The organism is Achromobacter marplatensis (assembly GCF_049060505.1).
Classification (GTDB): domain Bacteria; phylum Pseudomonadota; class Gammaproteobacteria; order Burkholderiales; family Burkholderiaceae_B; genus Achromobacter; species Achromobacter marplatensis_A.
The window spans coordinates 509151-533439 of sequence record NZ_JBMGRB010000003.1 but is presented as its reverse complement, the minus strand read 5'-3'; the positions used below and the strand labels follow the sequence as shown (position 1 = coordinate 533439).

Below are 24289 nucleotides of genomic sequence, written 5' to 3'. Positions count from 1 at the left end.
GGCGGCTCAATCCTGCCCGAGCATGTCCAGAAGCAGTTCCATGGACCAGGGTTTGGGCAAAAGCGGGAAAAGTCGCGCGTCGCTGCCAACTGCCCGGCCCGCGGCCCCGGTTGTCAGGACGACCCTGATATGCGGCCATTTCATGCGTACCTTTTTTGCCAGCTCCATGCCGTCCAGGCCCGCCAGCTCCACGTCCGCGATCACCAGGTCGACCGCGCCTTGCGCGTCCTGCAGACGCTGCAGGGCTGCCGATGCGCCGGTGCAAAGCGAAACCTCGTGGCCCATGTCTTCCAGCAACGCGCGAAGCACCGCGCCCACCTGCGTGTCGTCGTCGACAAGCATGATTCGTTTTTGCTCGCGGGGCAGGGGATCGGCGGCGGCCGACGAGGCCGAACCGTCCGCGGTTGACACGTCTTCGGGGATGCTGAGGGTGAAGGTCGAGCCCAGGCCCACTTCGCTGGCCACCCTGACGTCCCCGCCCGACTGCTTTGAAAATCCGAACACCTGGCTCAGGCCCAGGCCGGTACCCTTGCCGACGGGCTTCGTCGTGAAAAAAGGTTCGAAGATCTGGGCCAGCACGTCCGGTTCCATGCCGCACCCGGAATCGCGAAGTTCGATGGCGACGTACCGCTGCGGCACCCTTTCCGGCCGGTCCGGAACGGCCCCGTTTTCGCCCGCCTCCCGCCGCACCGTGATCCGGAGTTGGCCGCCGGCCGGCATGGCGTCGCGTGCGTTGATGACCATGTTCAGCAACGCGGTTTCCAATTGGGTCGAGTCGGCGCAAATGTGGAGGGGGCCGTCCTGGAAGACATATTCGATCTTGATGCCCGAGCCGACCGTCGCCGCGAAGATGTCGCGCATGCCTTCAATACACGCCCGGACGTCAAACCGCGCGGGCGTGAGCGGCTGCTTGCGAGAGTACGCCAGCAGTTGCGCGGTAAGGTGTCCGGCGCGTTCCACCGTGGCGGTGACGACGCCGGCCAGCTGTAACCGCTTATCCTCGCTTAGGGAGGGCTTGCGCAGCATCTCGGCGGCAAAGCGGATCGTGGCCAGGAAGTTGTTGAAGTCATGCGCGACGCCGCTGGTCAGCCGCCCCAGGGCCTCGAGTTTTTGCGCATGATGCAGGGCGTCGCGCGTCGCCTGGATCTCATCCTGCGCCTTCTTTTTGTCCGTGATGTCGCGGGTGATCTTGGCAAAGCCCAGCACATGGCCTTTGTCGTCGCGGACGGCATCAATCACGACGCTGCACCAGAATCGCCGTCCGCTTTTGTGGACACGCCACCCCTCGGCCTCAAATCGGCCCTCGTGGCGCGCGGTCTCAAGCGCGCGCTCGGGCACGCCCGCGAGCCGGTCTTCTTCCGTGTAGAAAATAGAAAAGTGCTGGCCGATTATCTCGTGCGGGGCATAGCCTTTGAAGCGTTCCGCGCCGGGATTCCAGCTGCTGACGCGCCCGCTGGGATCAAGCAGGTAGATCGCGTAATCCATCACGGCATCGACCAGAAGCCGGTAGCGGCTTTCCCCAGCCAGTTCAAGGCCCGTGTCTGCGGATGTCGGTGTGCGCATGAATTTCCCTTGGCGGCATCGGTCGTGCGGAGTCACTGGGCGATCAGGCGGTTTTGGGGCGTTGCGCCGGGCCGCTGAAGCATTCTATTATGCCCCGCAAAATTGGGTCACGATGTTGCAGAATATCGGGTCGGCGAAGCGGGCCGGTCCTATCGCCCCGGGGCTAGCCGGCAAGGGGTGGGAATGGTATTTGCTGCACTTTTTTCGCGGGCGATGCGGCAGCGTCCGCGGGCAGTATCATTCAGGTCAACGAAGCCTCCTGCCGACTCAGGTATCCCATGTCAAACTCCCCCTTAAGGCCTGATCAGTTGCCGGGCCACGCACCAAGCGACCTGCAGTTTCCGGTGGTCGGGCTGGGGGCTTCCGCGGGCGGGATAGACGCGTTGAAAGGGTTCTTTGCGAATGTGTCCCCGGACCCCGGCATGGCGTTCGTCGTCATTGTGCATTTGTCGCCCAATCACGAAAGTATCCTGGACCGTATCCTTCAGGCCGCTACCCCGCTGCCGGTCACCCAGGTCAAGGTGCCGGTGCGGATCGAGCGCAACCATATTTACGTGATCCCGCCGGCCGCCGTCCTGTCGATGAACGACGGGTACTTGCGCCTGACCGCCGGCACCCGACCGCGCGGCAAGCATGTCGCCATCGACGAGTTTTTCCGCACCCTGGCCGACGTGCATACGACCCGCGCGGTCGGTATCGTGTTGACCGGCGGCGGCGCGGACGGATCAGTGGGTTTGGCGCGGATAAAAGAGCAGGGAGGCGTTACGTTCGCGCAGCAGCCTGACGATGCCGAGCACGATGCCATGCCGCGCAGCGCGATCGCCACGGGCATGGTCGACATCATCCTGCCCGTATCCGAGATGCCCGGCCGGCTTGAGAACATTGCCGACAATATGTTCAGCATCCAGTTGCCGGACTTGGATGGGACCGAGGTCGAGCCGGTAGGGGATTCGCCGCCGTCCGCCAAAGACGGCCAGGCTGACCACAATGCCCTCCGGGACATCCTCGCGCTGCTACGCGCCAGGACGGATCACGATTTTCGGCACTATAAAAGGGCCACGGTCTTGCGCCGCATCGAACGCCGCATGCAGGTCACCGGGGTGCCGACCCTGACCGAGTATTGGAAACTGCTGCAAGAGCGGGCGGACGAAACGCCCAATCTGCTGTCCGACATGCTGATTGGCGTCACGCAGTTTTTCCGTGACAAGGAGTCCTTCGCCACGCTTGATAAAACCGTACTGCCCAAGCTGTTCGAAAGGCTGGATGCCGCTTCCGACGGCGGCTTGCGGGCGTGGGTGGCTGGCTGCTCTACCGGTGAAGAGGCCTATTCCCTGGCCATGTTGATCAGCGAACATGCCGAAGCGGCGAAGCAGCAGGCGAAGTTCCAGCTGTTCGCCACCGATATTGACGAATCGGCCCTGGCAGTCGGCCGGACCGCCGCCTATCCCCTGGCGATAGAAGCCGACGTCGCGGATGAGCTGTTGCAGGCCTACTTTACGCGGCAGGGCAACGAATACCGGATCAAGAAGGATATCCGCGAACGTGTGCTGTTCGCGGTCCACAACATCCTGCGCGACCCGCCTTTCTCAAGGCTGGACCTGGTCAGCTGCCGCAACCTGTTGATCTACCTTGACCGCGATGTGCAACGCGACGTCCTCAGGATGTTCCATTTTGCGTTGAAGCCGGGCGGGTTTCTTTTCCTGGGAAGTTCCGAATCAGCCGACGCATGTCCGCAGCTGTTTCAGGTGGTGGACAAGCGTAATCGCATCTACGTCGCCAAGGAGACGCCGGTGCAGATCCGCAGCGTGCCGGAATTGTCCGCAGGCGGCTTCGAACGCGTGCGGCCCGTTGCGATGACGGCCCCGGCCCACCGTGCGAAAAAGACCTCTTATGCCGAGGTGCACCAGCGCGCGCTGGAGCTATATGCCCCGCCCAGTGTCATCGTCGATGCGGAAAGCAACGTCGTGCACATGTCGGAGCGGGCGGGCCGCTTCCTTCGGCATGCGGGGGGGGAGCCCTCGCGTAGCCTGCCGATGCTGGTGTATCCGGAACTGCGCATGGAGTTGCGCACGGCCATGTACCAGGCGTTGCACTCGAACAAAAGCGTCGAGGCCCGCCGCGTGCAGATGAAGGCCGGCGACCGCCAGACCTATGTCAACATGGTTGTGCGGCCGTTCCGCCACGAAGAGACCAGCAGCCACTACATGCTGGTGCTGTTCGATGAAGTCGAAGACATCATGAGCGTCGATGACGGTCAGGAAGAAAAGGGCTCTTCGGCGGTATTGGCCCAGCTGGAGGCCGAGCTGCAACGCACGAAGGATCAGTTGCAGGTGACCATCGAGCAGTCCGAGACCTCCACGGAAGAATTGAAAGCGTCCAACGAGGAACTTCAGGCGATCAACGAAGAGCTGCGTTCGGCAACGGAAGAGTTGGAAACAGGCAAGGAAGAGCTGCAATCGGTCAATGAAGAGCTGATTACCGTGAATGCCGAACTCAAGACGAAAGTCGATGAGACGGCGAAGATCAATGACGACCTGCAGAACCTGATCGCGTCGACGGATATCGCCACGCTGTTCGTGGATCGGAAGATGCGCATACAGTGGTTCACGCCCCGCGCCTCTGATATTTTCAATGTCATCACCAGCGACGCCGGGCGCTCGCTGCTGGATATCACGCATCGTCTGGATTACCCCGATCTGGCCAAGGATGCCGCCGGCGTGTTCGAGTCGCTGCGGCCCATCGAGCGCGAGGTGCACAGCAGCACCGACCGCTGGTTTTTGGCCCGCCTGCTTCCGTATCGCAGCGCCGAGCACCGCATCGAGGGTGCTGTCTTGACGTTCATCGATATCACGGGCCGGCGCAAAGCGGAAGATCGCGTCCTGCTCGGCGAGGCGCACCTCAGGCTGATGACCGAAAGCGCCCGCGACTTCGGGATCTTGACGCTGGACAGCGAAGGGATCATCACCAACTGGAATATCGGCGCGGAAACCCTCTTTGGATATACCGCCGCCGAAGCCATCGGGAAGTCCTTTTCGTTGATTTTTACCGAAGCGGATATCGGCGCGGGAGAGCCGGGCAAGGAACTGGAACGCGCCAAGAAAATCGGCTATGCCGCGGATGATCGTTGGCACCGGCGCCGGGACGGCAGCCTGGTGTATTGCACGGGCGGCGTCAACCGGATGGACGACCCGGCCTACCAGGGATACGCCAAGATCGTGCGCGACGTCACCGACTTGAAACTGCGCGATGTCGAGCAGGAATCCCGGCTGGATCGCGCGCGGGCCGACAGCGTGCTTAAAGACGAGTTCTTCGCGATGATGTCGCACGAACTCAAGCATCCGCTTAACTTGATCCAATTGAACGCTGAACTGTTGGCGCGGACGACGTCGGTGCGGGATTCGCCGGCCGCCGCCCGCGCCGCCGACCTGATCCAGCGGGCCGTGAAAGGCCAGGCGCGAATCATCGACGATTTGCTGGACCTGTCGCGGGTACGCACCGGCAAATTGGCGTTGAACCGGTCCATCGTCGATATCACCGCCGTCGCAAGGAATATCCTGGAGGTGCTGCATCCGGTGGCGACCGCGGCCGGCCTGGTGTTGCGCAGCGATTTCGACCCTGACCGCGCCATCCATTTGAACGCCGATCCGTTGCGCGTTGAGCAAGTCATCTGGAACCTGCTCAACAACAGTATCAAGTTCACGCCGCCAGGGGGCTCGGTCACGTTAGCGCTGGCGGTGGAAGACGAGCACTTGCGGCTGGATGTCACCGATACGGGGCGCGGCATCGAAGCGGCGTTTCTGGGCCGCGTGTTTGACATGTTCAGCCAGGCGGACATGCGTCAGCGCGCCTTTGCGAACTCAGGATTGGGTATCGGCCTGGCCGTCGCCAGCGAACTTGTCAAGGCGCATGGCGGCACGATCCAGGCCTACTCGGAAGGCTTGGGCAAGGGCGCGCGATTTACGGTAAGGCTGGCGCTGGCGGGCTCGGAGCTGCCGCCCGATCAAGTGCCTTCGGCGGCGGACAGCCCTTTGAAGGGGTTGAGAGTGCTGATGGTGGACGATGCGGAAGACATCCTCATGATCATGGGCACGCTGCTTGAAATGGAGGAGGCCAAAGTGACCGCGGTGTCCAGCGGGCAGCAGGCACTTGAGGCCTTCGAAAAATCAACGTTCGACCTTCTGCTTTCCGATATCGGCATGCCGGGGATTGATGGGTATCAGTTGATCCGCGCCATACGCGAGAAATACCCCAACAGCGATATCCCGGCCATTGCGCTGACTGGGTTCGGGTCAAAGGAAGACGTCAACAAAGCGATAGAAGCCGGCTTTTCCGCGCATATCAGCAAGCCTGTCGCCCTTGAAAACTTGCTGGATATCGTCCGGCATTTGCGCAGGGCATCGTGACGAGCGTGGCGGGCGGCCGACGCCGCCCGTCCGCGCCGCCCCGGCATGGCGCGCTTTATGCCGCCATCTTTTCGCACAGGTCGGCGCATTCCTTACACGTGCGCGCACAATCTTCCATCCCGTCCAGGCCTTCGCAACTGCGGGCGCAATCCTGGCACAGGACCGCGCAAGCGCCGCAGACCGCCTTATGGTTTTCCACCCCGGTCAGCATCACGTGGGCGGCCGTTCGGCATAACTCGGCGCACGCCATCATCAGGCGGAAGTGGGTGGGTTCCACATGCCTTCCGCCAGCTTCCAGGCAGTGCCCCATCGCAGTTTGCATGCAGCGCCGATAGCAGGCGATGCAACTGTCGACACAACGATCCAGTTCTTTCGATGCAGCCTTCATGACGACTCCTTACGGGTGATGAGTGGTCATGCGCGACAGCATGTTCCGTGCCCGTCGCGCGGCGCGGCGTGGCCGTTTCCGCAGGTTTTTTCCGGCATGCGGTTTGCGGGCTTTCTTGTTCGGGGCTTTCTTCGGGGGGCTTTCGATCCAGGAGGACCTTGGCATGTATACACATATTCAGCTGGGCGCCCGCGACTGGCCGCGGCTTGTGGCGTTCTATGACGTGGTCCTGCGGCCGCTTGGCCTGACGCGTTGCAACGGCATCGAAGACGCCGGCCCCGCCGGTGTCATATGGCGTTGCGGGGATCGGCGCTGGCCGTCGTTCGTCGTGGCGCCGCCGTTCAACGGATTGCCCGCGACATGGGGCAATGGCTGCCAGGTCAGTTTTCAAGCGGAGACCTGCGCGGCGGTGCGGGAATGCTGGAACCGCGCCGTGGAACTTGGCGGCGTCGACGAGGGCCGTCCCGGCCTTCGCCCCCGCTATGCGCCGGATTTCTTTGCGGCCTATTGTCGGGATCCCGAGGGCAACAAGCTTGCCTTTGTGTGTTCGGTCGCGACGGAATAGCCGCGTGACGCCGGCCGGGAACGGCGTTTGCTCAGTGCGGGTTGCGTCCGGCAGATCAGGGCGCGGACCATAACGATACAGAGGCTTTTATGCTCCCGATACGCAAAGCGGTATTCCCCGTTGCTGGCCTGGGCACGCGGTTCCTGCCGGCCACGAAAGCCATGCCCAAAGAGATGTTGCCCATCGTCGACAAACCGCTCATCCAATACGCCGTCGAAGAAGCCGTGGCGGCCGGTGTCACGGAACTGATCTTTGTGACGGGCCGGAACAAGCGGGCGATAGAGGACCATTTCGACCGGGTTCCTGAACTGGAACTGGAGTTGGAGTCGAAAAACAAGGTGGTATTGCTGGATACCGTGCGCAGCGTCATCCCGGACCATGTCAAATGCGTCTACACGCGCCAACCCGCCGCCTTGGGGCTGGGGCATGCCGTGCTTTGCGCCGCGCCTATCGTGGGCGATGAACCGTTTGCCGTGCTGTTGGCGGACGACCTGATCGATGCGGACACGCCCGTTATCGGCGAAATGATGAAGGTGGCAAAAGAGTTCCAAGGTAGCGTCCTGGCGGTACAGCGCGTGCCGAAGGCCGCCACCCGCCAATATGGCATTGTGTCGGGCAGCAACGCGTCGGCCCATGTTATGCGGGTATCCGGCATTGTCGAAAAGCCGGATCCGGCCGATGCGCCTTCCGACATGGCGGTGGTTGGCCGCTATGTGCTGGACCCGGCAATATTCACCGTGCTGTCTGAAACGCAGCCCGGCGTGGGCGGCGAAATCCAATTGACGGACGCCATCGCCAGCCTGATGCGATCCAAAGCGGTATTCGGGTACGAATACGACGGCAAGCGCTATGACTGCGGCAGCAAGGAAGGGTTTTACCAGGCCACGATGGAAATCGGCAGGAAGTATCACGGTCTGGCGTGAGCCGATTGTTCTCCGTCTTCCCGGGCGCCGACATGCAAGATTCTTCTCACGAGCTGGCTGGGGCCCCGCAAGGCGGCCCCATGCCGGCAAGCCGTCTGCTAGTGGTTTCGCCGCACTATGACGACGCCATCCTTAGTTGCGGCGGCTGGCTGTCCGTGTGTCCGGGCAGCATCGTCGTTACGGTATGCACGGGGCCGGCGGATGCGCCTGACCGGCTGACGGACTGGGACCGGCGCTGCGGCTTCTCCAGCGCGGCGCAAGCAATGGCTAGCCGCCAGCAAGAAAACCAGCGGGCGTTAAGCATGATCGAATGCCGGGGGCTGGACCTGGATTTGCAAGACAGCCAATACCGGGATGCGCCCGACGAAGACCGGTCGCTGATGACGGAAAGGCTGTTTCACGCGGTGGCGAGCCTGGCTCCGGATGTCGTGGTGATTCCGCTGGGGCTCTTCCATGGCGACCACGTGCGCGTGGGCGACGCGGGGTTGATGATCCGCGAAGCGACGCCGGGTGTCGCGTGGTTCGCCTATGAAGATATTCCTTACCGATCGTATCCCGGCTTGATGCAGGAACGGCTGGTTCAACTGCACGCACGCGGCATCGCGGTCACTCCGCATCCGTATGCCGTGGACGCCGATGCGAAGGCCCGGCTGATCTCGGCGTATGCGTCGCAGCTGAGGGGGCTGGCAAGATCCGCGCACGAGCTTGCCGGCCAGGAATGCTATTGGCGCTTGTCGGCGCCGCGGTAGGCAAGGCATGGCCAATGCGCAGCAGTCCTTAGCCGGGCAGCCGTCCCCTGCGGGACAGGTGTCTATTGTTGTGTTGACCTACAACCGGTGCGAAGAGGTCTGCCGCACGCTGGCCCGTATCGACGCGTTGCCGGAGAACCCCGTCGTGATCGTGGTGGACAACGGCAGCAGCGACGGCACGGCGCTGCGCATCACACAGGATTTTCCCCGGGCAAGGCTGATAGAGACCGCCGCCAACCTGGGCGCCGCCGGACGGAACCGGGGCGTCGCCGAGGTCGCGACGCCCTATGTCGCGTTCTGTGACGACGATACGTGCTGGATGCCGGGGGCGCTGGAACAGGCGGCCCGAATCCTGGACGCGCACGAAGACATCGCGGTGCTGAATGCCCGGATCTGGGTGGGGGATGACGCCCGGCCAGATCCGGCCTGCCTGGCGATGGAGGCCAGTCCGCTGCCCCGCGTGCCCGGGGTAGGGCCGGAGCTGACGGGCTTCATGGCGGGAGCCTGCGTGATGAGGACAAGCGCGTTCCGACGGGCAGGCGGATATCTGCCCCCCTTTTTTATCGGCGGGGAAGAAGAGCTGCTGGCGCTGGACATCCTGGCGCAGGGCGGCCGCATCGTCTATGCGCCCGCCGTGCAAACCCGGCATTGGCCCTCCGCATCCCGGGACGCGCCGCTGCGCCGGCGCCTGTTGGCGCGCAACGCGCTATGGACGGCATGGCTGCGCCTGCCGCCACGGATGGCGATGGCCCGCAGCCTTCACGTCTTGTCGGCCTTGCCAGGATGGAAAGCCCGGGCAGGCGCGTGCCGCGACGCGGTGCAGGGCTGGCGGTTTGTCGCAGGGCATAGACGCGTCCTTGATGCTGCGCTTTGCCGCAAGCTTGCCGCCGTGTGGCGGGCCGGGGACGGACGGCGGCCCCAGGAATAGTCCTTGCTCCTTTCGCGATTTTGGCCTTGCCGCCATTCTGGAGGGACTTGTCATGCAACCTACGCCCTTTGCCGCGTACTGGGAGCGCGACGCCGCGATCGAAGCCATTGCGCTTGCGCGGCCGATGCTGGACGCCGCATTGTCCAACACGCGTGTCGGTGAAAGCGGTTTTCTTCACGTCGTGATCATGAACCCGTTGGCGAAACCGGGGGACTGCGATTTCGCCAACGCCATTCTCTATGAAGAGAGCATCGGCGATCCCGCTGACTGGGACGCGGATTACGGCGCTTTTGCGCGCGGCAAGGCTCGCCTGAGCTGGCGGACGGGCCTGTCAAGCCATGAGGTCTTGGCGCTTAAGCCCCATCTGTTACATGCCAAGGATTTGCCGGTGTGGGGCAGCGTCTGTATCGACGGGATCGTGGTCGCCGTCAGCGGCGCCAACCCCTGGTACGACGAAGCTTTCGCGGCGGCGGTGGCGTCCTTGTTCAAGGCCGCCGTCCAGGCGCGGCGCGAAGCCCTTTCGGGGAGGCCGGGATCATGAGCGACTCAGACAACGCCACGGCGGAATTTTCCCGTCGCGAGGTCAATCGAACCATCTTGCGGGCCCTGTGGAAGTATCGCGGCCGTACTGCCGCGGCCGTGGCGCTGCTGGTGGCGGCCAAGTTGCTGATGGTCCTGGTGCCTGCCGTCCTGAAGAACATCGTCGATACGCTCAGCGCGCCCGGCGTGTTGACCCTGCCGGTCTTCTTGCTGCTGGGCTATGCGGTCATCCGCTTTGGCGGCAGCGTATTCACGGAATTACGTGATGTGGTGTTCGTGCAGGTGGCGCAGCGCACCGTCGCGGAATTCACGGTCAGCGTATTCGACCGGCTGCAGCGGCTGGGGGCGCGCTTTCATGGATCGAGGCAGACCGGGGGCCTGGCCCGTGATGTGGAGCGCGGCACGGCCGGCGTCGGGTTTCTTCTGGGCACCGGCCTTTTTACGCTGCTGCCGACGCTGGTGGAGATTGTGTCGGTGGTGCTGATCCTGGTGCTGGGATACAGCGCCTGGTTCGCGCTGATCGTTACGGTCACGTTCGTGGCGTACTTCGCCTATACGACCATCCTGGTGCGCAAGCGCGCGACGTATCAGCGCCGGTTGAACGAACTGGATTCCAGGGCCAGCGGGCAGATGGTCGACAGCCTGCTTAATATCGACGCCATCAAGCTCAATACCAACGAAACGCTGGAAGCGGACCGGTTGTCGCGGGTACTGGACGACTGGACCCATGTGGGCATCAAGAACCAGCGGTCGTTGTCGCGCCTGCATGTGGGGCAAAGCGGAATCATCGCGTGCGGGGTGGCGGCGGTGATGCTGCTGGCTGGCCAGCAGGTGGTCGCTAGAACCATGACGGTGGGCGACCTGGTCCTGGTCAACGCATACATCATTCAGATCTGCCTGCCCTTGAATACGCTGGGCCTGATTTTCCGGCAAGCGAAAGAGGCGTTCATCAATGCCGAGCGGGTGTGCGGCCTGCTGCGCCATCCCCCGGAAACCGGCGACGATCCCAGCTTGCCGGCATTGGAGCCGGGCGCTGGCGAGATTCGTTTTGAATCGGTGGGATTCGGCTACGAGCCCGGCCGCCAAGTGCTGTGGGACGTCGATTTGACCGTGCCGGCCGGCACCACGTTGGCGGTGGTGGGCGGCAGCGGCTCCGGCAAGTCGACGCTGGCGCGCCTGCTGTTGCGCTTCTATGACCCCGATTCGGGGCGCATCCTGGTCAACGGCCAGAATCTGCGCGCGGTCAATGTGCGCAGTGTCCGGCGTGCCGTGGGTATCGTGCCGCAGGACACGCTGCTGTTCAACGAGACCATTGCCTACAACATCGCCTATAGCAAGCCGGAGGCAACCCGGGACCAGATCGTGCAGGCCGCGCGCGGCGCGCGGGTCCATGAGTTCATCGAGAGCCTGCCCGGGGGCTACGACACCCGCGTGGGCGAACGCGGCGTCAAGCTGTCGGGAGGCGAGCGCCAACGCATCGCCATTGCGCGGGCGATTCTGAAAGACCCATCCATTCTGGTGTTCGACGAGGCCACCTCGGCGTTGGACACGCGCACGGAACGCGCGATTCAGGCCGAACTTGAACGACTGTCACGCGGGCGCACGACGCTGATCATCGCGCATCGGCTGTCCACCATCGTGCATGCGCACAACATACTGGTGTTGGATCGGGGGCGCGTGGTCGAGCAGGGCGCGCACGAGGACCTCTTGGCGAAAAACGGCATGTACGCGCAGATGTGGGCCTTGCAAAGGCAGCAATCCGCGCTGGAAGAGGCCCGGGGCCGCGACACGCGCCAGCCGGTCAATCTGGTGGCGGTGGTGGCCGGGGCATTGGACGCATCGCGCGAATTGGCCCAGGACAAGGGCGTGAACCTGTATACCCTGATCGGCAACGAAGCGGCCCGCATCACCGGCGATCCCAGCGCCTTGCAGCAACTCGTCTGGGATCTTTGCCTGCACGCGATCGCGGTCTCGCCGCCAGGCGGGCGGGTCGAAATCCGGCTGCAGCGGGAAGGGCCCTTGACGCGCCTTGCCGTGACGGACGGCCGAGTCGCCAGCACCGTGGGGCCGGCCATTCCAGAGGCTGACGATTCGCTGAATGTCCCCGACGTGTTGCGCGCCGCGGCGGCGGTCGACCCCGCCCAACTCGCCGCGCAGGCACAGCGGCAGGGCGGCGTATTCCACAGCGCCGCCGCGCCATCGGGAGGACGCTGCTATTCCGTCGATTTTCCCGTCAGAGCCGTGGAGCCCGCGCCGCTGCGTCCGGATGTGAAGCTGCCCGACCTGCGCGGCGCATCGATCATGTTGATCGATGACCAGGCCGAAGCGCGAGACATGATTGCCGAAATACTTAAAGAGAACGACGCGCGCGTGATGCAGTACGCCGAGGGGAACCAGGCGCTGGCGGCGCTTGCCGCCACACCCGCGGCGCAATGGCCCCAGGTTCTGATCTGTGATCTTTCCCTGGGCGACATCGACGGGTACGAGGTGGTCGCGCGGATCCGCGCATTGGAAGCGGAACGGGGCGCCGGCCTGGCCCACAGGCTGCCGGCCATTGCGCTGTCGGGGCACGCCAGCCCGGAGTATCGGCTGCGCAGTCTGCTGGCGGGGTTCCAGGTCCATCTGGCCAAGCCCGCCGATCCCAACGAACTTGTCGCGACCATCGGCGCGCTGTTGCCTGCGGCCCCTCAATAAGGCGCGATGTGTCCCTGGCCCCGTTCCGGCACTTCTTACCCGCGCTTGTAAGAAGTGCCGGAGGATAAGCGGGGGACACGAAACGATCGGCGCGTCATACGTTTTGAGCCGTCGTCGGCACACCACTTGCTTCTGGATTAGCCGAGTTCGCAAGCACTGGAAATCCGCACCGCAGACGCTGCAAACCGCATCCAAGGAGAAGCACCATGATCCGCGATCCACGCTATTTTGGCAGAGACGACGATGACGATTTCAACCGCGATCCCGGGGGGCCGGCCTCGCGCGATGATCTCTATCCGCAGGCCCAACAACGCGGCCGGGGTTCGGGGCGTGACGCGCCTTGGAATGCGGGCCGGGAAGACCGGACACAAAGACACTTCGGCGACCAGGAGCCGTGGCGGGATCCCGCGCCATCCTTCGGATATCAAGGGGAAGGAACGCGCCGAGCGCCAGGCACGCGTGAAACGCGGGGCGGCGTGCGCAGCCGCAGCGCGGATCCCGGACAAAGCAGCTACGGCGGATTCAGAAACCAGGACCCGTCGTATCAGCGCGAACAAGTGTATGGCTCGCGCAACCCAACCTATGGCGGCCCGACGTCCTATGGCGACGAAGAAGGCGGCTACTACGGCGATCGGCCGCAATGGGCGGACGAGCCCGAGGCCTCTTTCGAAACCGCGGAGCGCGGCGGCTACAACCGCGGTCCCACGCCTTGGCGGGAACGAGGCTCCCGGCGCACCGACCCCAAGGGCTACACGCGTTCCGACGAACGCGTGCGCGAAAACGTTTGCGAGTATCTGGCACATAGCGGCCTGGACGTCAGCGACGTGTCGGTCTCCGTGGCGGATGGCCGCGTGACGCTTGAGGGCACCGTCCGCGATCGCCGCACCAAGCATCGCATTGAAGACTGCGCCGACGCCTGCGCGGGCGTGCAAGACGTCGACAACCGGATCCGCATTGCGGGAGCCGGGGAAAAAGGGGGCACGTCGTTCGGCGACACCGCAATCGGAGGCGGTCGCGAATGACGCCGGCCCACTCGAATCAAGCGCCGATCGGCACAACGGAGTGGCACCATGAAAAAGATAGCCATCATCAGTGAACATGCCTCGCCCCTGGCCCTGGCGGGCAGCGTGGATAGCGGCGGGCAGAACGTATATGTCGCCCATGTGGCCCGGGAGTTGGCGCGGGCCGGCGTGCAGGTCGACGTCTTCACCCGCAAGGACGATCCCGAGCTGGAGACGGAACACCGCTGGATGAACGGCGTGCGCGTCATTCATGTTCCCGCGGGGCCGCAGCGGTTTTTGCCCAAGGAAGACATGTTGCCGTACATGGATGAATTCTCCGCCTTCCTGTCGCGGTTTATCGGCCGGCAAGCGGTGGATTACGACGTCATCCACGCCAATTTCTTCATGTCGGCGATGGCGGCGCTGCCCCCCGCGCAGCGGTACGGCATTCCTTTGGCCGTGACCTTTCATGCGTTGGGAAAGGTGCGCCGGCAGTATCAGCAGGAAGCGGATCGGTTTCCGGATAGCCGCTTCGACATCGAAGACGACATCACACGGCAGGCGGACCGCATCATCGCGGAATGTCCGCAAGACCGCAAAGACCTTATCGAGTTGTACGGCGCCGACCCGCGCCGCATCGAGATCGTGCCTTGCGGCTATGACTCGGCGGAAATGGTGCCTGTGCCCGCCGCGGCGGCGCGCAGGGCGTTGGGTTGGGACGACAGCGCCTTCACGCTGTTGCAGCTAGGCAGGATGGTGCCGCGCAAGGGCGTCGACAACGTCATCCGCGCGTTGGCGCGGTTGCGCCAATGGCATGGAATCGACGCGCGGCTGTGCGTCGTCGGCGGCAACACCGACGACGCCGACCCTGCTGCCACGCCGGAAATCGGCCGCTTGCGGCGTATCGCTGAAGAAGAGGGCGTGGCCGAGTGGGTCGATTTCGCGGGCCGCCGCCGCCGGGAAGAATTGGCCATGTACTACAGCGCCAGCGATGTCTTCGTCACCACGCCGTGGTACGAGCCGTTTGGCATCACCCCTGTCGAGGCCATGGCCTGCGGGCGACCGGTGGTGGGCTCGGACACGGGCGGCATACGCAGCACGGTCGTGCATGGCAAGACGGGCTTTCTCGTGCCGCCCAAGGATCCCGACAGCCTGGCGGATCGGCTGGCGCAACTGGCGGGCGACTCGTCGCTGCGCGAGCGCATGGGCGAGGCTGGCAGATTGCGGGCCCGGCGCCTGTACACCTGGAAGCGGGTGGGGCAGGACCTTTTGTCCGTTTACGGACGCATGGCGGCCGGCGTGCCGTTGAGCGATCGCGCGGCAACGCGGATCGCGGCCTAAGGAGCAGTTCATGGATGAATGCGAAAGCTTGCAAGGCAAGGTGGTGCTGGTTACCGGCGGCGGCAGTGGGTTAGGCGCCGCCCTGTGCGAAATGCTGGCGGCCGAAGGCGCGCGGGTAGCGGTCACCGATATCGATGAACAACGCGCACAGGGGGTCGCCAGCAAGCTCAAGGAGTCTGGCGCCGACGTCATGGTGTGCGTGATGGATGTGGGCGTGGTGGCGGATGTGGCGGAGGGCCTGGACGCAGTCGTCCGACACTTCGGCGCGCTGGACGCCATCGTGAACAGCGCCGGCATCGATGTCACCGCGCCCATCGATCAACTGGACGCCGACGTCTGGGAGCGCGTGCTGCGCACCAACCTGACCGGCCCGTTCCTGATGGCGAAACTGGGCAAGAGCCGGCTGAGCCCCGGCGGGCACATCGTCAACGTGGCCTCCACGGCAGCCCGGCGAGCTTGGCCGAACGCCAGCGCCTATCACGCCAGCAAGTGGGGGCTGATGGGCCTGTCGCATGCGTTGCATGCCGAATTGCGGGGCGCGGGCCTGAAGGTCAGTGCCGTCATTGCCGGCGGAATGCGCACGCCGTTCCTGTTGGACCGTTTTCCGGACATTGATACCGACACCCTGCAGGATCCGGCCAACGTTGCGCGGGCGGTGCGATTCGTCCTGACGCAGCCGGCAGGAACCGTAGTGCCCGAAGTGATGGTTCTGCCGATGAAGGAGACATCATGGCCCTGAGGGCAGCCGTATTCCTGGACAAGGACGGCACCGTCCTTGTCGATGATCCGTACAACGTCGATCCAGGCCGGATGGCGTATGCGCCGATGGCGTTCGCGGCCCTGTCGCGTTTGGGCGCGACCGGCGCGTGCCTGGTGGTGATCAGCAACCAGTCCGGCGTGGCAAGGGGCTTGTTCGCGGCGGATGCGCTGCATGACGTCCAGGTGAAGCTGGCCGCCATGTTCCGGGCGGCGGGGGCCAGGCTGGACGGATTCTACTGGTGCCCGCACCACCCTGACGGCGTGGTCGAAGACTATGCCGTTGACTGCGACTGCCGCAAGCCCAAGCCGGGCCTGCTGTTGCGCGCCGCGCAGGAATTGGACCTTGACCTGAAAGATTCCTGGTTCGTCGGCGACATCCTGGACGACGTCGAGGCGGGCAACCGGGCGGGGTGCCGCAGCATCCTGCTGGACGTCGGCAATGAAACGGAATGGCGCACCGGCCCCGGCCGAGAGCCGTTCTGCCGCGCGCCCGATCTGGATGCTGCCGCCCGCATCATCATCGGACATCAGGCCGCGCATTCGGCGCAAGGAGCATGACCATGGCGCCGGATTGGCAGGATTGCGCTCATGTCTTATGTGTCCGTCTGGACAACATGGGCGACGTGCTGATGTGCACGCCGGCCTTTCGGGCGCTGCGTCAGTCTGGCGCGCGCCGTTTGTCTTTGCTGACCTCGCCGGCGGGCGCCGCGGTGGCGCCGTTTATCCCCGAAGTCGACAGTACCTTGTCCTACGATGCTGCGTGGGTCAAGAACGGCTCGGCCGGACGTGACGAGGATATCGCCGCCATCGGCAGGTTGCGCGCCTTGCGGCCGGACGCCGCCGTGATTTTCACGACGTACAGTCAAAGCCCGCTGCCGGCCGCGTTGTTGTGCCACCTGGCTGGCATTCCGCGCGTGCTTGCGCATTGCCGTGAAAATCCCTACCGGCTGATTTCGGATTGGGTCCGGGAAACCGAACCCGCGCAGGGCGTGCGCCACGAAGTCCAACGCCAGCTGGATCTGGTGGCGACCATCGGCGCGCATAGCGACGAGGTGGGCATGTCGTTCCAGGTCAAGGACGTTGACCGACTGTCGCTGCGCGACAAGCTACACCGCGAAGGGGTCTGCGAGGCCGAGGGATGGATCTGCGTGCATGCGGGCGCGACCGCGCCTTCTCGGCGCTATCCCGCTCGTCAGCTGGTGCAAGCGCTGGTGGAGCTGCGGGGCGATGGCCGCCGCATCCTGCTGTTGGGCGGCCACGAAACCGAATCGCTGGCGTCCGCCTTGAGCGAGGCCCGCTGCCTGCTGCCCGGCCTGATCGACTTGTCCGGCCGGTTGACGCTGGGCGAACTGGCGGCCGCGTTGGAGCACGCCGCCGTGGTGATCTGCAACAACAGCGGACCCGCGCATATCGCGGCGGCGCTGCGCGTTCCGGTCGTGGACCTGTACGCCCTGACAAACCCCCAGCACACCCCATGGCACACGCCATCGCGGGTGCTGAACCACGATGTGCCCTGCAAGTACTGCTATCGAAGCGTCTGCCCCGAGGGCCATCAATCCTGCCTGGCCGGTGTCGAGCCGACGCGCGTTGCGAGGGCGGCGCGCGAATTGATGAGCCTGACCCGCCAGCAGCAATCCGGCCCGCGGGCCGCCAAGGAGAGCGTTCCATGTACACACTAGGCATCAATGCGGCCTATCACGACTGTGCCGCCACGCTCGTGCATGATGGCGTCGTCGTGGCAGCCGCCGAGGAAGAGCGCTTTACCCGTGTCAAACACGGCAAGCGACCCGTTCCGTTCACGACGTGGCAATTGCCGTACTACGCGATCGACTATTGCCTGTCGGTGGCGGACATCCGCCTGCGGGACGTTGACCACATCGTCTATTCCTATGACCCGGCGTTGTTGGCTGAAGGGCGTCCGCATCCGTCGGATATCCAGCTGCCGCTTGAACCGTCCCGCGCGGGCGCCGGCGCGGGTGGCGAATCCCCGTGGGACCCGCTCTTCCTTTCGTACCTGGTGAATGCCCCGCGCCAATTGCTGGATGGCGCCCCGCATCACTTGAAGTCGCCGCGTTTTGATGACCTGACGCTGGCCCACATCATGGACCGGTGGATCTACCTGGACCATCACCTGTCGCATGAAAGCAGTGCGTTCCTGGCGGCGCCCTGCGAAGAATGCGCCGTGTTGACCATGGACGGACGGGGCGAACGGACCACTACCAGCTACGGCCATTTCTCTAAGGGCGAGTATGCGCGCATCAAGCAGATTGACCTGCCGCATTCGCTGGGTTTGCTGTACGAGACCGTCACAAGCTATCTGGGCTTTCTTCATTCATCCGACGAATACAAGGTGATGGCGCTGGCGTCGTTCGGAACGCCCGAGTATCGGAACGAATTCCGTGAAATCCTGCGCCTGGAAGAAGAGGGCGGCTATTCACTGCAGCCGGCCCGGCTGGAAGAACGGTTCGGGCCGGCGCGCCAGCGAGGCGCTCCCTTCGAAGACCGCCACAAGAACATCGCCAGTTCCTTGCAATACGTGTTGGAAGAAACGGTGCTGCACATGGCGCAATGGCTGCACGAAAAAACCGGCGCCCGTAACCTTTGCATGGCGGGCGGCGTGGCCCTGAACTGCGTAATGAATGCGCGCATTGTCCGCGACGGCCCGTTCGACAGCGTATGGGTGCAGCCTGCCGCTGGCGACGCGGGCACGTCATTGGGCGCGGCCCTCTACGTCGACTATCACCGCCGTGGCGGCAAGCGCGCGTGGTCGATGGAGCACGCCTATCTCGGCCCCTCGTATTCGGATGATGAGATCGAGCGCTTCCTGTACAAGTCGCGGTTGGACTTCCGGCGGCTTGACGATGTGGCGGGCGAGGCCGCCGCGCTGCTGGCGCAGGACAAGATCCTGGGCTGGTTCCAGGGGCGGATGGAGTTTGGTCCGCGTGCCCTGGGCGCGCGCTCCATCCTGGCATCGCCGCTGGATAGCGCAATGCAGGCCCGATTGAACGGGCTGAAGGATCGCGAGGATTTCCGGCCGGTGGCCCCGGTCGTGATGGAAGAGCGCGCAACCCAGTGGTTTGACGGGCGAGGCGAACCGTCGATCTGCGCGCCATTCATGCTGTTCGTCTATGACGTGCTGCCACACCGGGCGCAGCAGATTCCGGCGGTTCGGCATATTGACGGCACCGCCCGGGTGCAGACCATCCGCCGCGACCAGAATTCACGCTACTACGACCTGCTGGAAGCGTTCGAGCGGCTGACGGGCGTTCCCGTGCTGGTCAATACGTCGTTCAATACGCGGGGCGAACCCGTGGTCTGCACGCCCCGGGATGCGGTGGAGTGCTTCTGGACTTCGCCGCTGGATGCGCTGGTGATCGGTTCCTACCTGGTCGAGAAGCCGCGATGACAGTCGCCGACAATTCCATTCTGGTGTCCGTGGTGGTGCCGACGTACAAGCGCCCGACGTTGCTTGCCCGCTGCCTGGATGCGCTGGTGCGGCAGTGTTATCCCCGCCACGCCTACGAGGTCCTGGTATGCGACGACGCGGCAAGCGCGGTGACGCGGCGGCAGGTCGAGGCGCTTTGCGACACATGCGGCGGGCGGCCCGCCGTCCGCTATTTGCCGGTGACCGACACCCGGGGGCCCGCGGGTGCGCGCAATCAGGGCTGGCGCAGCGCCAAGGGAGAAATCATCGCCTTTACCGACGACGACACGGTTCCCAGCGAGGACTGGCTGCAGCAGGGCGTGGCCGCCATGCCCCCTTCGGTCGCCGCGGTGGTGGGCGTGACGGACATGCCGTTGCCGGATCCGCCCAGCGACTACGAGCGCGATGCCGCGGGATTGACCCGCGCCGAGTTCATCACGGCCAATTGCTTCGTGCGCCGGTCCGCCTTGCAGGCCGTCGGCGGCTTCGACGTTCGCTACACCATGGCTTGGCGCGAGGATTCCGACCTGCATTTTGCGCTGCTGGACCGGGGCTTAGCCGTTGAACGTTGCCCCCGGGCGCGCGTCTTGCATCCCTATCGCCCCAATCGCTTCGCCGCCGGTCTGGGCATGCAGAAGAAGGTGATGTTCGACATGTTGTTGAAGAAGAAGTACCCCCTGTTCTACCGCAGCCGTATCCGGGCGCATGCCCCGCGCTTCTATCTGAGCGTGACCGCGGCCTTCGTGCTGGCCGTGGCGCTGGCCGCCATGGGGCATGCGCACGCGGCGGCGGCGGCGGCCGGCGCGTGGTTGGCGTTGACGGGGATGTTCTTTGTCAGGCGCGTGCGCGGCACACGCAAGTCCGCGCGAAACGTGATCGATCTTGCGATCACCTCGGCGTTCATTCCCCTGCTGTCGATCTACTGGCGGGCGGTGGGGTTGGCGCGGTTCGGGAGGGCGGGCTCGTGGACAGTGTGAAGCCGCTATTCGATCATTCCGCGCCCCCCGCTAGCATCGTTGTGTTCCGGGCGCTGCAATTGGGCGACATGTTGTGCGCCGTTCCGGCGCTGCGCGCATTGCGGCAAGCTTTTCCCGACGCACGCATCACGTTGGTCGGATTGCCCAATGCCCGGGAATTCGCCGATCGCTTCCACCCGTATATCGATGATCTGATCGAATTTCCGGGGATCCCGGCATTTCCCGAACAGGCGCCCCGGCCGCAGGCCATGCCGGCCTTCTACCGCCGCGTGCGGACCCTCCGTGCCGACGTTGCCTTGCAGATGCATGGCAGCGGCGCGCAATCCAATGCCATCGTCGGTCAGTTGGGCGCCCGCAGATGGGGCGGGTTCGTGGACGGGGCGGCCGCGCCGGTGCCGGGGCAAAGAATGACGTGGCCGGACGGGCTGCCCGAGCCACAGCGTTATCTGGCGCTGCTTAGCTACCTGGGCGTGCCGGCGGAAGACGACACGCTGGAATTTCCTTGCACTGAACGGGACCAGCGCGACGCGGACCGGCTGCTGCGCGAACATGGGTTGGACCCCGCGCGCCTGGTCCTGCTGCACGCCGGCGCGCGGCTCCCGTCCCGGCGCTGGCCGCTTGAGCGCTATGCCGATGTGGCCCAGGCGCTGTCCCGGCTGGGTTGGCAGGTGGCGCTGACCGGAACAACGTCCGAAAAGCCCATGGCCGCTGAGCTGAGCTGCTTGTCGGGCCTGGCCTTGCCCGACCTATGCGGCGCGACCACGCTGGGCAGCCTGGCGGCGTTGTTGCGGATGAGCCGGCTGCTGGTGTGCAACGACACCGGCATATCGCATGTGGCGGCGGCGGTCGGTGCGGCCAGCGTCGTCATTGCCAGCGGAAGCGATCCCGTGCGCTGGGCGCCCAAGGACCGTGCCCGGCACACCGTGCTGGCGGCCGACATGCCTTGCCGCCCCTGCGCGTTCGAGACCTGTCCCATCGGGCATCCCTGCGCATTGGCGATCACGGTCCCGCAAGTCTTGACGCTGGCTGACAGCCATTTGGCAAGGGAGGCACGATGACACCGATTGGCTTGGCGCCGCGCCGACGCCTGCGCATCCTGACGTGGCACGTTCATGGCAATTACCTGTATGCGCTGGGCCACGTGCCGCATGATTTCGTGGTGCCCAGTCTGCCGGGAGACCGTCCGGGATATGGCGCGCTGGGCACGCGTATCCCCTGGGGCGTCAATGTGACGCAGGTGCCGGCCGAGCAATTGCGTTCGATGCGGTTTGACTGCGTGCTTTACCAGTCGCGCCAGAATCTTGAAGACGCCAGGTTGCTGCTCAGCCCGGCCCAACGCGACTTGCCAAGCGCCTATCTGGAACATAACCCGCCCGAGCCGCACCCCACCGACACCGTCCATCCGTTTCAGCATGATCGCGGCCTGCTGGTGCATGTGACGCCGTTCAATGCGGTGATGTGGGATTCGGACGGCATGCCGACCCGCATCGTGGAGCACGGCGTGCCGTTACCGACTGCCCGCTACGAGGGCACGCTGGCGCGGGGAATCACGGTCGTGAACCATCTTCATCGGCGCGGACGGCGCATCGGTCGCGACGTGTTTGAACAGGTGCGCGATCAGACGCCGCTGGATCTGATCGGCATGGGGTCCGAGCAACTGGGCGGGTTGGGCGAAGTGCCCAATATGGAAGTCGCGGATTGCATGGTGCGCTACCGCTATTTCTTCAGCCCGATCCGATATGCCAGCCTGGGACTGTCGCTCGTAGAGGCGATGCTGTGCGGCGTGCCGGTGGTGGGATTCGCCGCCACGGAACTGCCCGCGGTCATCGTCAATGGCAAAAACGGCTACGTCGACACGCGGCTGGACCGGCTGGTGGACGTGGCGCGCCAATTGCTGGACGAGCCGAAGCTGGCACGCGCCTGGGGCGCGGCAGGGCGCGAGACCGCCTTGGCGCGATTCGGGATTGAGCGCTTCGTCGACGATTGGATAAACGTGTTCGACACAATGTTGGAGGCAGCATGACCGATCAGACATTACGGAATGGCCACGCGCTTGTGGCGGGCGGGGCGGGCTTTTTGGGCGCGAACTTGTGTTCGCGGTTACTGCAAGACGGCTGGCGGGTGACCTGCGTCGACAATTTCCAGACGGGAAGGGCATGTAACGTTGCCGCGCTGGCGGGGCACCCCCGGTTCACGGTCGTGCGCCATGACGTCGCGGACCCCTTGCCCGGCTTTCAGGTCGACCGCATATACAACCTTGCCTGCCCGGCGTCCCCGGTTCATTACCAGGCCGATCCCCTAAAGACTTTGCGGACGTGCCTGCTGGGCGCGATGCAGCTGCTGGAATTGGCGCGGCGGTGCGGCGCGCGTGTGCTGCAGGCGTCCACCAGCGAAGTCTACGGCGATCCGCTGGAACATCCCCAGCGCGAGGGCTACTGGGGCCACGTCAACCCCGTCGGTCCGCGGTCTTGCTATGACGAGGGGAAACGGTGCGCCGAGACGATTTTCATGGAGTATGCGCGGAACGAGGGCGTGGTCGTGAAGATTGCGCGCATCTTCAACACCTACGGGCCGCACATGTCGCCAGACGATGGCCGCGTGGTGTCCAACTTCATCGTGCAGGCGTTGTCGGGCCAACCGTTGACGATCTATGGCAATGGCACGCAGACCCGGTCTTTCTGCTATGTGGATGACCTTATCGACGGGCTTGTGCGATTGATGGAAAGCCCGGAGGCGGTTGCGTGTCCCGTGAACCTGGGCAATCCGGCCGAACTGACGATGCTGGAAATGGCCGACATGGTGCGGGAGTTGACCGGCGCCCACGTGCCGCTGGTTCACCGCGACCTGCCGGTCGACGACCCGACCCATCGGTGCCCCGATATTTCACTGGCGCGCCGCAGCCTGGGATGGTGGCCCCGAATTGGTCCGGAAGAGGGCATCGCCCGCACGGTGGCCTATTTCTGCGCCGACCGCGAACAAGCCGGGCGGCACACGGCTTGCTGGACACCGGCTACCGCCGCGGCGCCGGTCGCGCCGCTGTAGACAAGCGGAGGACGCCGCCATGAGCACCCAGCCCCATTCGCATCAAGACACCCCTGCGGAAGCCCCGCACAAACCCGTCCCCGAACGAGAGCGCACGCTGTCCGACCACCCGGCGGACCCCAACCGTACCGGCGCCGGACGCCAATTCCCTCCCGGCATGGACCCCAAAGACGTGTGGGACCCGGGCCGGGCCACGCCCGGTGCGCCGCCCGTGGACAACCGCTCCTGAGCGGCGTGACGGCGCGTCGGCATGAACACTACGCCGAGTTCTCCCGCGCCCGAGGAGGGGGATGTCGATCCCGACCAGCGTCCCAGGACGCTCGGCGCATGTCGGCGGTGCGGCCTTTGGCGCAACGCCACGCAAGCAGTAGGGGGCGAGGGCAAGCGCCACGCCGCCATCATGCTGGTGGGAGAACAACCGGGCGACAAGGAAGACCTGGCGGGCCACCCATTCGTGGGGCCCGCCGGCGCGCTATTGGACAAAGCGTTGGCGCAAGCGGGCGTCAGCCGCGACGCGGTTTACATCACCAATGCCGTGAAGCACTTCAAGTGGGAATTGCGCGGCAAACGTCGGATGCACAAGTCCCCCGCGCAGGCCGAGATCCACGCGTGCGAGTATTGGCTGGACCGGGAACTGGATGAGATCCAGCCGCATGTCATCATCGCCCTGGGCGCCACGGCGTTAAGTGCGCTGATGCGGGATCGCAAGCACACGCTGAAGGCTTCGCTGGGCAAGACGCTGGAACGGGGTGACAGCCGCGTTCTGGCGGCCTATCACCCGTCGTTTGCGTTAAGAAGCCCGAATCGCGAAAGCCGCGAAGCCGCTTTTCAGACCATCGTGGATGCGCTGAAGCGCGCGCGCGGATTAATCGGTAAAGGCTAGCCGGCCTTTGGCAAAAAGTACCCGCGCGTGGGAGGTTCCGCCCGTCGGCCGGCATGGCTCGCCATGCGCCAGACGTGTTGTGGCGCCGGTCCGCCGGGCCGCGATGCCG

Annotated in this window: 21 protein-coding genes; 19 read left to right on the top strand and 2 right to left on the bottom strand. The window is 64.8% G+C overall.

Annotated features, from left to right (window positions below):
• Positions 1–6: 6 nt before the first annotated feature.
• Complete coding sequence (locus tag ACI0FO_RS10730; RefSeq protein WP_416026493.1) at positions 7–1563, bottom strand: PAS domain-containing sensor histidine kinase; 1557 nt, start codon at positions 1561–1563, stop codon at positions 7–9.
• A gap of 278 nt (positions 1564–1841) precedes the next feature.
• On the opposite strand from ACI0FO_RS10730, the gene ACI0FO_RS10725 reads away from it, so the two are divergent.
• Positions 1842–5966 carry a CheR family methyltransferase gene (locus ACI0FO_RS10725; protein WP_416026491.1) on the top strand — a complete coding sequence of 1375 codons (4125 nt, stop codon included), beginning with the start codon at positions 1842–1844 and terminating at the stop codon, positions 5964–5966.
• Positions 5967–6021: 55 nt separating this feature from the next.
• On the opposite strand, the gene ACI0FO_RS10720 is transcribed toward ACI0FO_RS10725, so the two are convergent.
• Positions 6022–6354: a four-helix bundle copper-binding protein gene (locus ACI0FO_RS10720; RefSeq protein ID WP_416026489.1), complete on the bottom strand. Its 333-nt coding sequence runs from the start codon at positions 6352–6354 to the stop codon at positions 6022–6024.
• A gap of 28 nt (positions 6355–6382) precedes the next feature.
• Here ACI0FO_RS10720 and ACI0FO_RS10715 point away from each other — a divergent pair, with 28 nt between their 5' ends.
• From ACI0FO_RS10715 to ACI0FO_RS10630, 18 genes are all read left to right on the top strand, one after another.
• Positions 6383–6919 carry a VOC family protein gene (locus tag ACI0FO_RS10715; RefSeq protein ID WP_416026487.1) on the top strand — a complete coding sequence of 179 codons (537 nt, stop codon included), beginning with the start codon at positions 6383–6385 and terminating at the stop codon, positions 6917–6919.
• An 89-nt stretch (positions 6920–7008) separates the two neighbouring features.
• A complete protein-coding gene (gene galU, locus ACI0FO_RS10710) occupies positions 7009–7842 on the top strand; it encodes a UTP--glucose-1-phosphate uridylyltransferase GalU (protein ID WP_416026486.1) in 834 nt (277 codons plus the stop codon).
• Positions 7843–7874: 32 nt separating this feature from the next.
• Entirely contained in the window at positions 7875–8591 is a 717-nt protein-coding gene (locus ACI0FO_RS10705; RefSeq protein ID WP_416026485.1) for a PIG-L deacetylase family protein, read from the top strand.
• Positions 8592–8649: 58 nt separating this feature from the next.
• The gene (locus tag ACI0FO_RS10700) at positions 8650–9519 is read left to right on the top strand and encodes a glycosyltransferase family 2 protein (protein ID WP_416026483.1); all 870 of its coding nucleotides are present in this window, start codon (positions 8650–8652) and stop codon (positions 9517–9519) included.
• Between the two features lie 52 nt (positions 9520–9571).
• Positions 9572–10060 (top strand): hypothetical protein, encoded by a 489-nt coding sequence (locus ACI0FO_RS10695; RefSeq protein WP_416026481.1) that lies wholly within the window; start codon positions 9572–9574, stop codon positions 10058–10060.
• Positions 10057–12753 carry an ATP-binding cassette domain-containing protein gene (locus ACI0FO_RS10690; RefSeq protein ID WP_416026480.1) on the top strand — a complete coding sequence of 899 codons (2697 nt, stop codon included), beginning with the start codon at positions 10057–10059 and terminating at the stop codon, positions 12751–12753. Before ACI0FO_RS10695 ends, ACI0FO_RS10690 begins: the two co-directional genes overlap by 4 nt.
• 476 nt (positions 12754–13229) lie before the next feature.
• A complete protein-coding gene (locus tag ACI0FO_RS10685; RefSeq protein WP_416026478.1) occupies positions 13230–13775 on the top strand; it encodes a BON domain-containing protein in 546 nt (181 codons plus the stop codon).
• A gap of 48 nt (positions 13776–13823) precedes the next feature.
• The gene (locus tag ACI0FO_RS10680; RefSeq protein WP_416026476.1) at positions 13824–15095 is read left to right on the top strand and encodes a glycosyltransferase family 4 protein; all 1272 of its coding nucleotides are present in this window, start codon (positions 13824–13826) and stop codon (positions 15093–15095) included.
• A gap of 10 nt (positions 15096–15105) precedes the next feature.
• The gene (locus ACI0FO_RS10675) at positions 15106–15834 is read left to right on the top strand and encodes an SDR family oxidoreductase (RefSeq protein WP_416026474.1); all 729 of its coding nucleotides are present in this window, start codon (positions 15106–15108) and stop codon (positions 15832–15834) included.
• Positions 15825–16412 carry a D-glycero-alpha-D-manno-heptose-1,7-bisphosphate 7-phosphatase gene (locus ACI0FO_RS10670; RefSeq protein ID WP_416026472.1) on the top strand — a complete coding sequence of 196 codons (588 nt, stop codon included), beginning with the start codon at positions 15825–15827 and terminating at the stop codon, positions 16410–16412. The genes ACI0FO_RS10675 and ACI0FO_RS10670 overlap by 10 nt, the downstream gene beginning before the upstream one ends.
• Positions 16413–16414: 2 nt before the next feature.
• Positions 16415–17533: a glycosyltransferase family 9 protein gene (locus ACI0FO_RS10665; protein ID WP_416026471.1), complete on the top strand. Its 1119-nt coding sequence runs from the start codon at positions 16415–16417 to the stop codon at positions 17531–17533.
• Entirely contained in the window at positions 17521–19260 is a 1740-nt protein-coding gene (locus tag ACI0FO_RS10660) for a carbamoyltransferase (protein WP_416026469.1), read from the top strand. The genes ACI0FO_RS10665 and ACI0FO_RS10660 overlap by 13 nt, the downstream gene beginning before the upstream one ends.
• A complete protein-coding gene (locus tag ACI0FO_RS10655) occupies positions 19257–20255 on the top strand; it encodes a glycosyltransferase family 2 protein (RefSeq protein ID WP_416026467.1) in 999 nt (332 codons plus the stop codon). Before ACI0FO_RS10660 ends, ACI0FO_RS10655 begins: the two co-directional genes overlap by 4 nt.
• Positions 20243–21313, top strand: a complete 1071-nt coding sequence (locus tag ACI0FO_RS10650; protein WP_416026466.1) for a glycosyltransferase family 9 protein — start codon at positions 20243–20245, stop codon at positions 21311–21313. Before ACI0FO_RS10655 ends, ACI0FO_RS10650 begins: the two co-directional genes overlap by 13 nt.
• Entirely contained in the window at positions 21310–22278 is a 969-nt protein-coding gene (locus tag ACI0FO_RS10645; protein ID WP_416026465.1) for a glycosyltransferase, read from the top strand. The genes ACI0FO_RS10650 and ACI0FO_RS10645 overlap by 4 nt, the downstream gene beginning before the upstream one ends.
• Positions 22275–23297, top strand: coding sequence for a UDP-glucuronic acid decarboxylase family protein (locus ACI0FO_RS10640; RefSeq protein WP_416026464.1), 1023 nt, complete (start codon positions 22275–22277; stop codon positions 23295–23297). Before ACI0FO_RS10645 ends, ACI0FO_RS10640 begins: the two co-directional genes overlap by 4 nt.
• 19 nt (positions 23298–23316) lie before the next feature.
• Positions 23317–23526, top strand: coding sequence for a hypothetical protein (locus tag ACI0FO_RS10635; RefSeq protein ID WP_416026462.1), 210 nt, complete (start codon positions 23317–23319; stop codon positions 23524–23526).
• 21 nt (positions 23527–23547) lie between these two features.
• Positions 23548–24180 (top strand): UdgX family uracil-DNA binding protein, encoded by a 633-nt coding sequence (locus tag ACI0FO_RS10630; RefSeq protein WP_416026460.1) that lies wholly within the window; start codon positions 23548–23550, stop codon positions 24178–24180.
• Positions 24181–24289: the final 109 nt, after the last annotated feature.

What these genes read in the sequence shown, in the direction of transcription:
- ACI0FO_RS10635 (WP_416026462.1), top strand. Translation starts at nt 23,317, where the DNA reads ATGAGCACCCAGCCCCATTCGCATCAAGACACCCCTGCGGAAGCCCCG.
- ACI0FO_RS10715 (WP_416026487.1), top strand. Translation starts at nt 6,383, where the DNA reads ATGCGCGACAGCATGTTCCGTGCCCGTCGCGCGGCGCGGCGTGGCCGT.
- ACI0FO_RS10695 (WP_416026481.1), top strand. Translation starts at nt 9,572, where the DNA reads ATGCAACCTACGCCCTTTGCCGCGTACTGGGAGCGCGACGCCGCGATC.
- ACI0FO_RS10645 (WP_416026465.1), top strand. Translation starts at nt 21,310, where the DNA reads ATGACACCGATTGGCTTGGCGCCGCGCCGACGCCTGCGCATCCTGACG.
- ACI0FO_RS10680 (WP_416026476.1), top strand. Translation starts at nt 13,824, where the DNA reads ATGAAAAAGATAGCCATCATCAGTGAACATGCCTCGCCCCTGGCCCTG.
- ACI0FO_RS10670 (WP_416026472.1), top strand. Translation starts at nt 15,825, where the DNA reads ATGGCCCTGAGGGCAGCCGTATTCCTGGACAAGGACGGCACCGTCCTT.
- ACI0FO_RS10675 (WP_416026474.1), top strand. Translation starts at nt 15,106, where the DNA reads ATGGATGAATGCGAAAGCTTGCAAGGCAAGGTGGTGCTGGTTACCGGC.
- ACI0FO_RS10655 (WP_416026467.1), top strand. Translation starts at nt 19,257, where the DNA reads ATGACAGTCGCCGACAATTCCATTCTGGTGTCCGTGGTGGTGCCGACG.
- ACI0FO_RS10630 (WP_416026460.1), top strand. Translation starts at nt 23,548, where the DNA reads ATGAACACTACGCCGAGTTCTCCCGCGCCCGAGGAGGGGGATGTCGAT.
- ACI0FO_RS10720 (WP_416026489.1), bottom strand. Translation starts at nt 6,354, where the DNA reads ATGAAGGCTGCATCGAAAGAACTGGATCGTTGTGTCGACAGTTGCATC.
- ACI0FO_RS10690 (WP_416026480.1), top strand. Translation starts at nt 10,057, where the DNA reads ATGAGCGACTCAGACAACGCCACGGCGGAATTTTCCCGTCGCGAGGTC.
- ACI0FO_RS10640 (WP_416026464.1), top strand. Translation starts at nt 22,275, where the DNA reads ATGACCGATCAGACATTACGGAATGGCCACGCGCTTGTGGCGGGCGGG.
- ACI0FO_RS10665 (WP_416026471.1), top strand. Translation starts at nt 16,415, where the DNA reads ATGGCGCCGGATTGGCAGGATTGCGCTCATGTCTTATGTGTCCGTCTG.
- ACI0FO_RS10730 (WP_416026493.1), bottom strand. Translation starts at nt 1,563, where the DNA reads ATGCGCACACCGACATCCGCAGACACGGGCCTTGAACTGGCTGGGGAA.
- ACI0FO_RS10705 (WP_416026485.1), top strand. Translation starts at nt 7,875, where the DNA reads ATGCAAGATTCTTCTCACGAGCTGGCTGGGGCCCCGCAAGGCGGCCCC.
- galU (WP_416026486.1), top strand. Translation starts at nt 7,009, where the DNA reads ATGCTCCCGATACGCAAAGCGGTATTCCCCGTTGCTGGCCTGGGCACG.
- ACI0FO_RS10660 (WP_416026469.1), top strand. Translation starts at nt 17,521, where the DNA reads ATGTACACACTAGGCATCAATGCGGCCTATCACGACTGTGCCGCCACG.
- ACI0FO_RS10725 (WP_416026491.1), top strand. Translation starts at nt 1,842, where the DNA reads ATGTCAAACTCCCCCTTAAGGCCTGATCAGTTGCCGGGCCACGCACCA.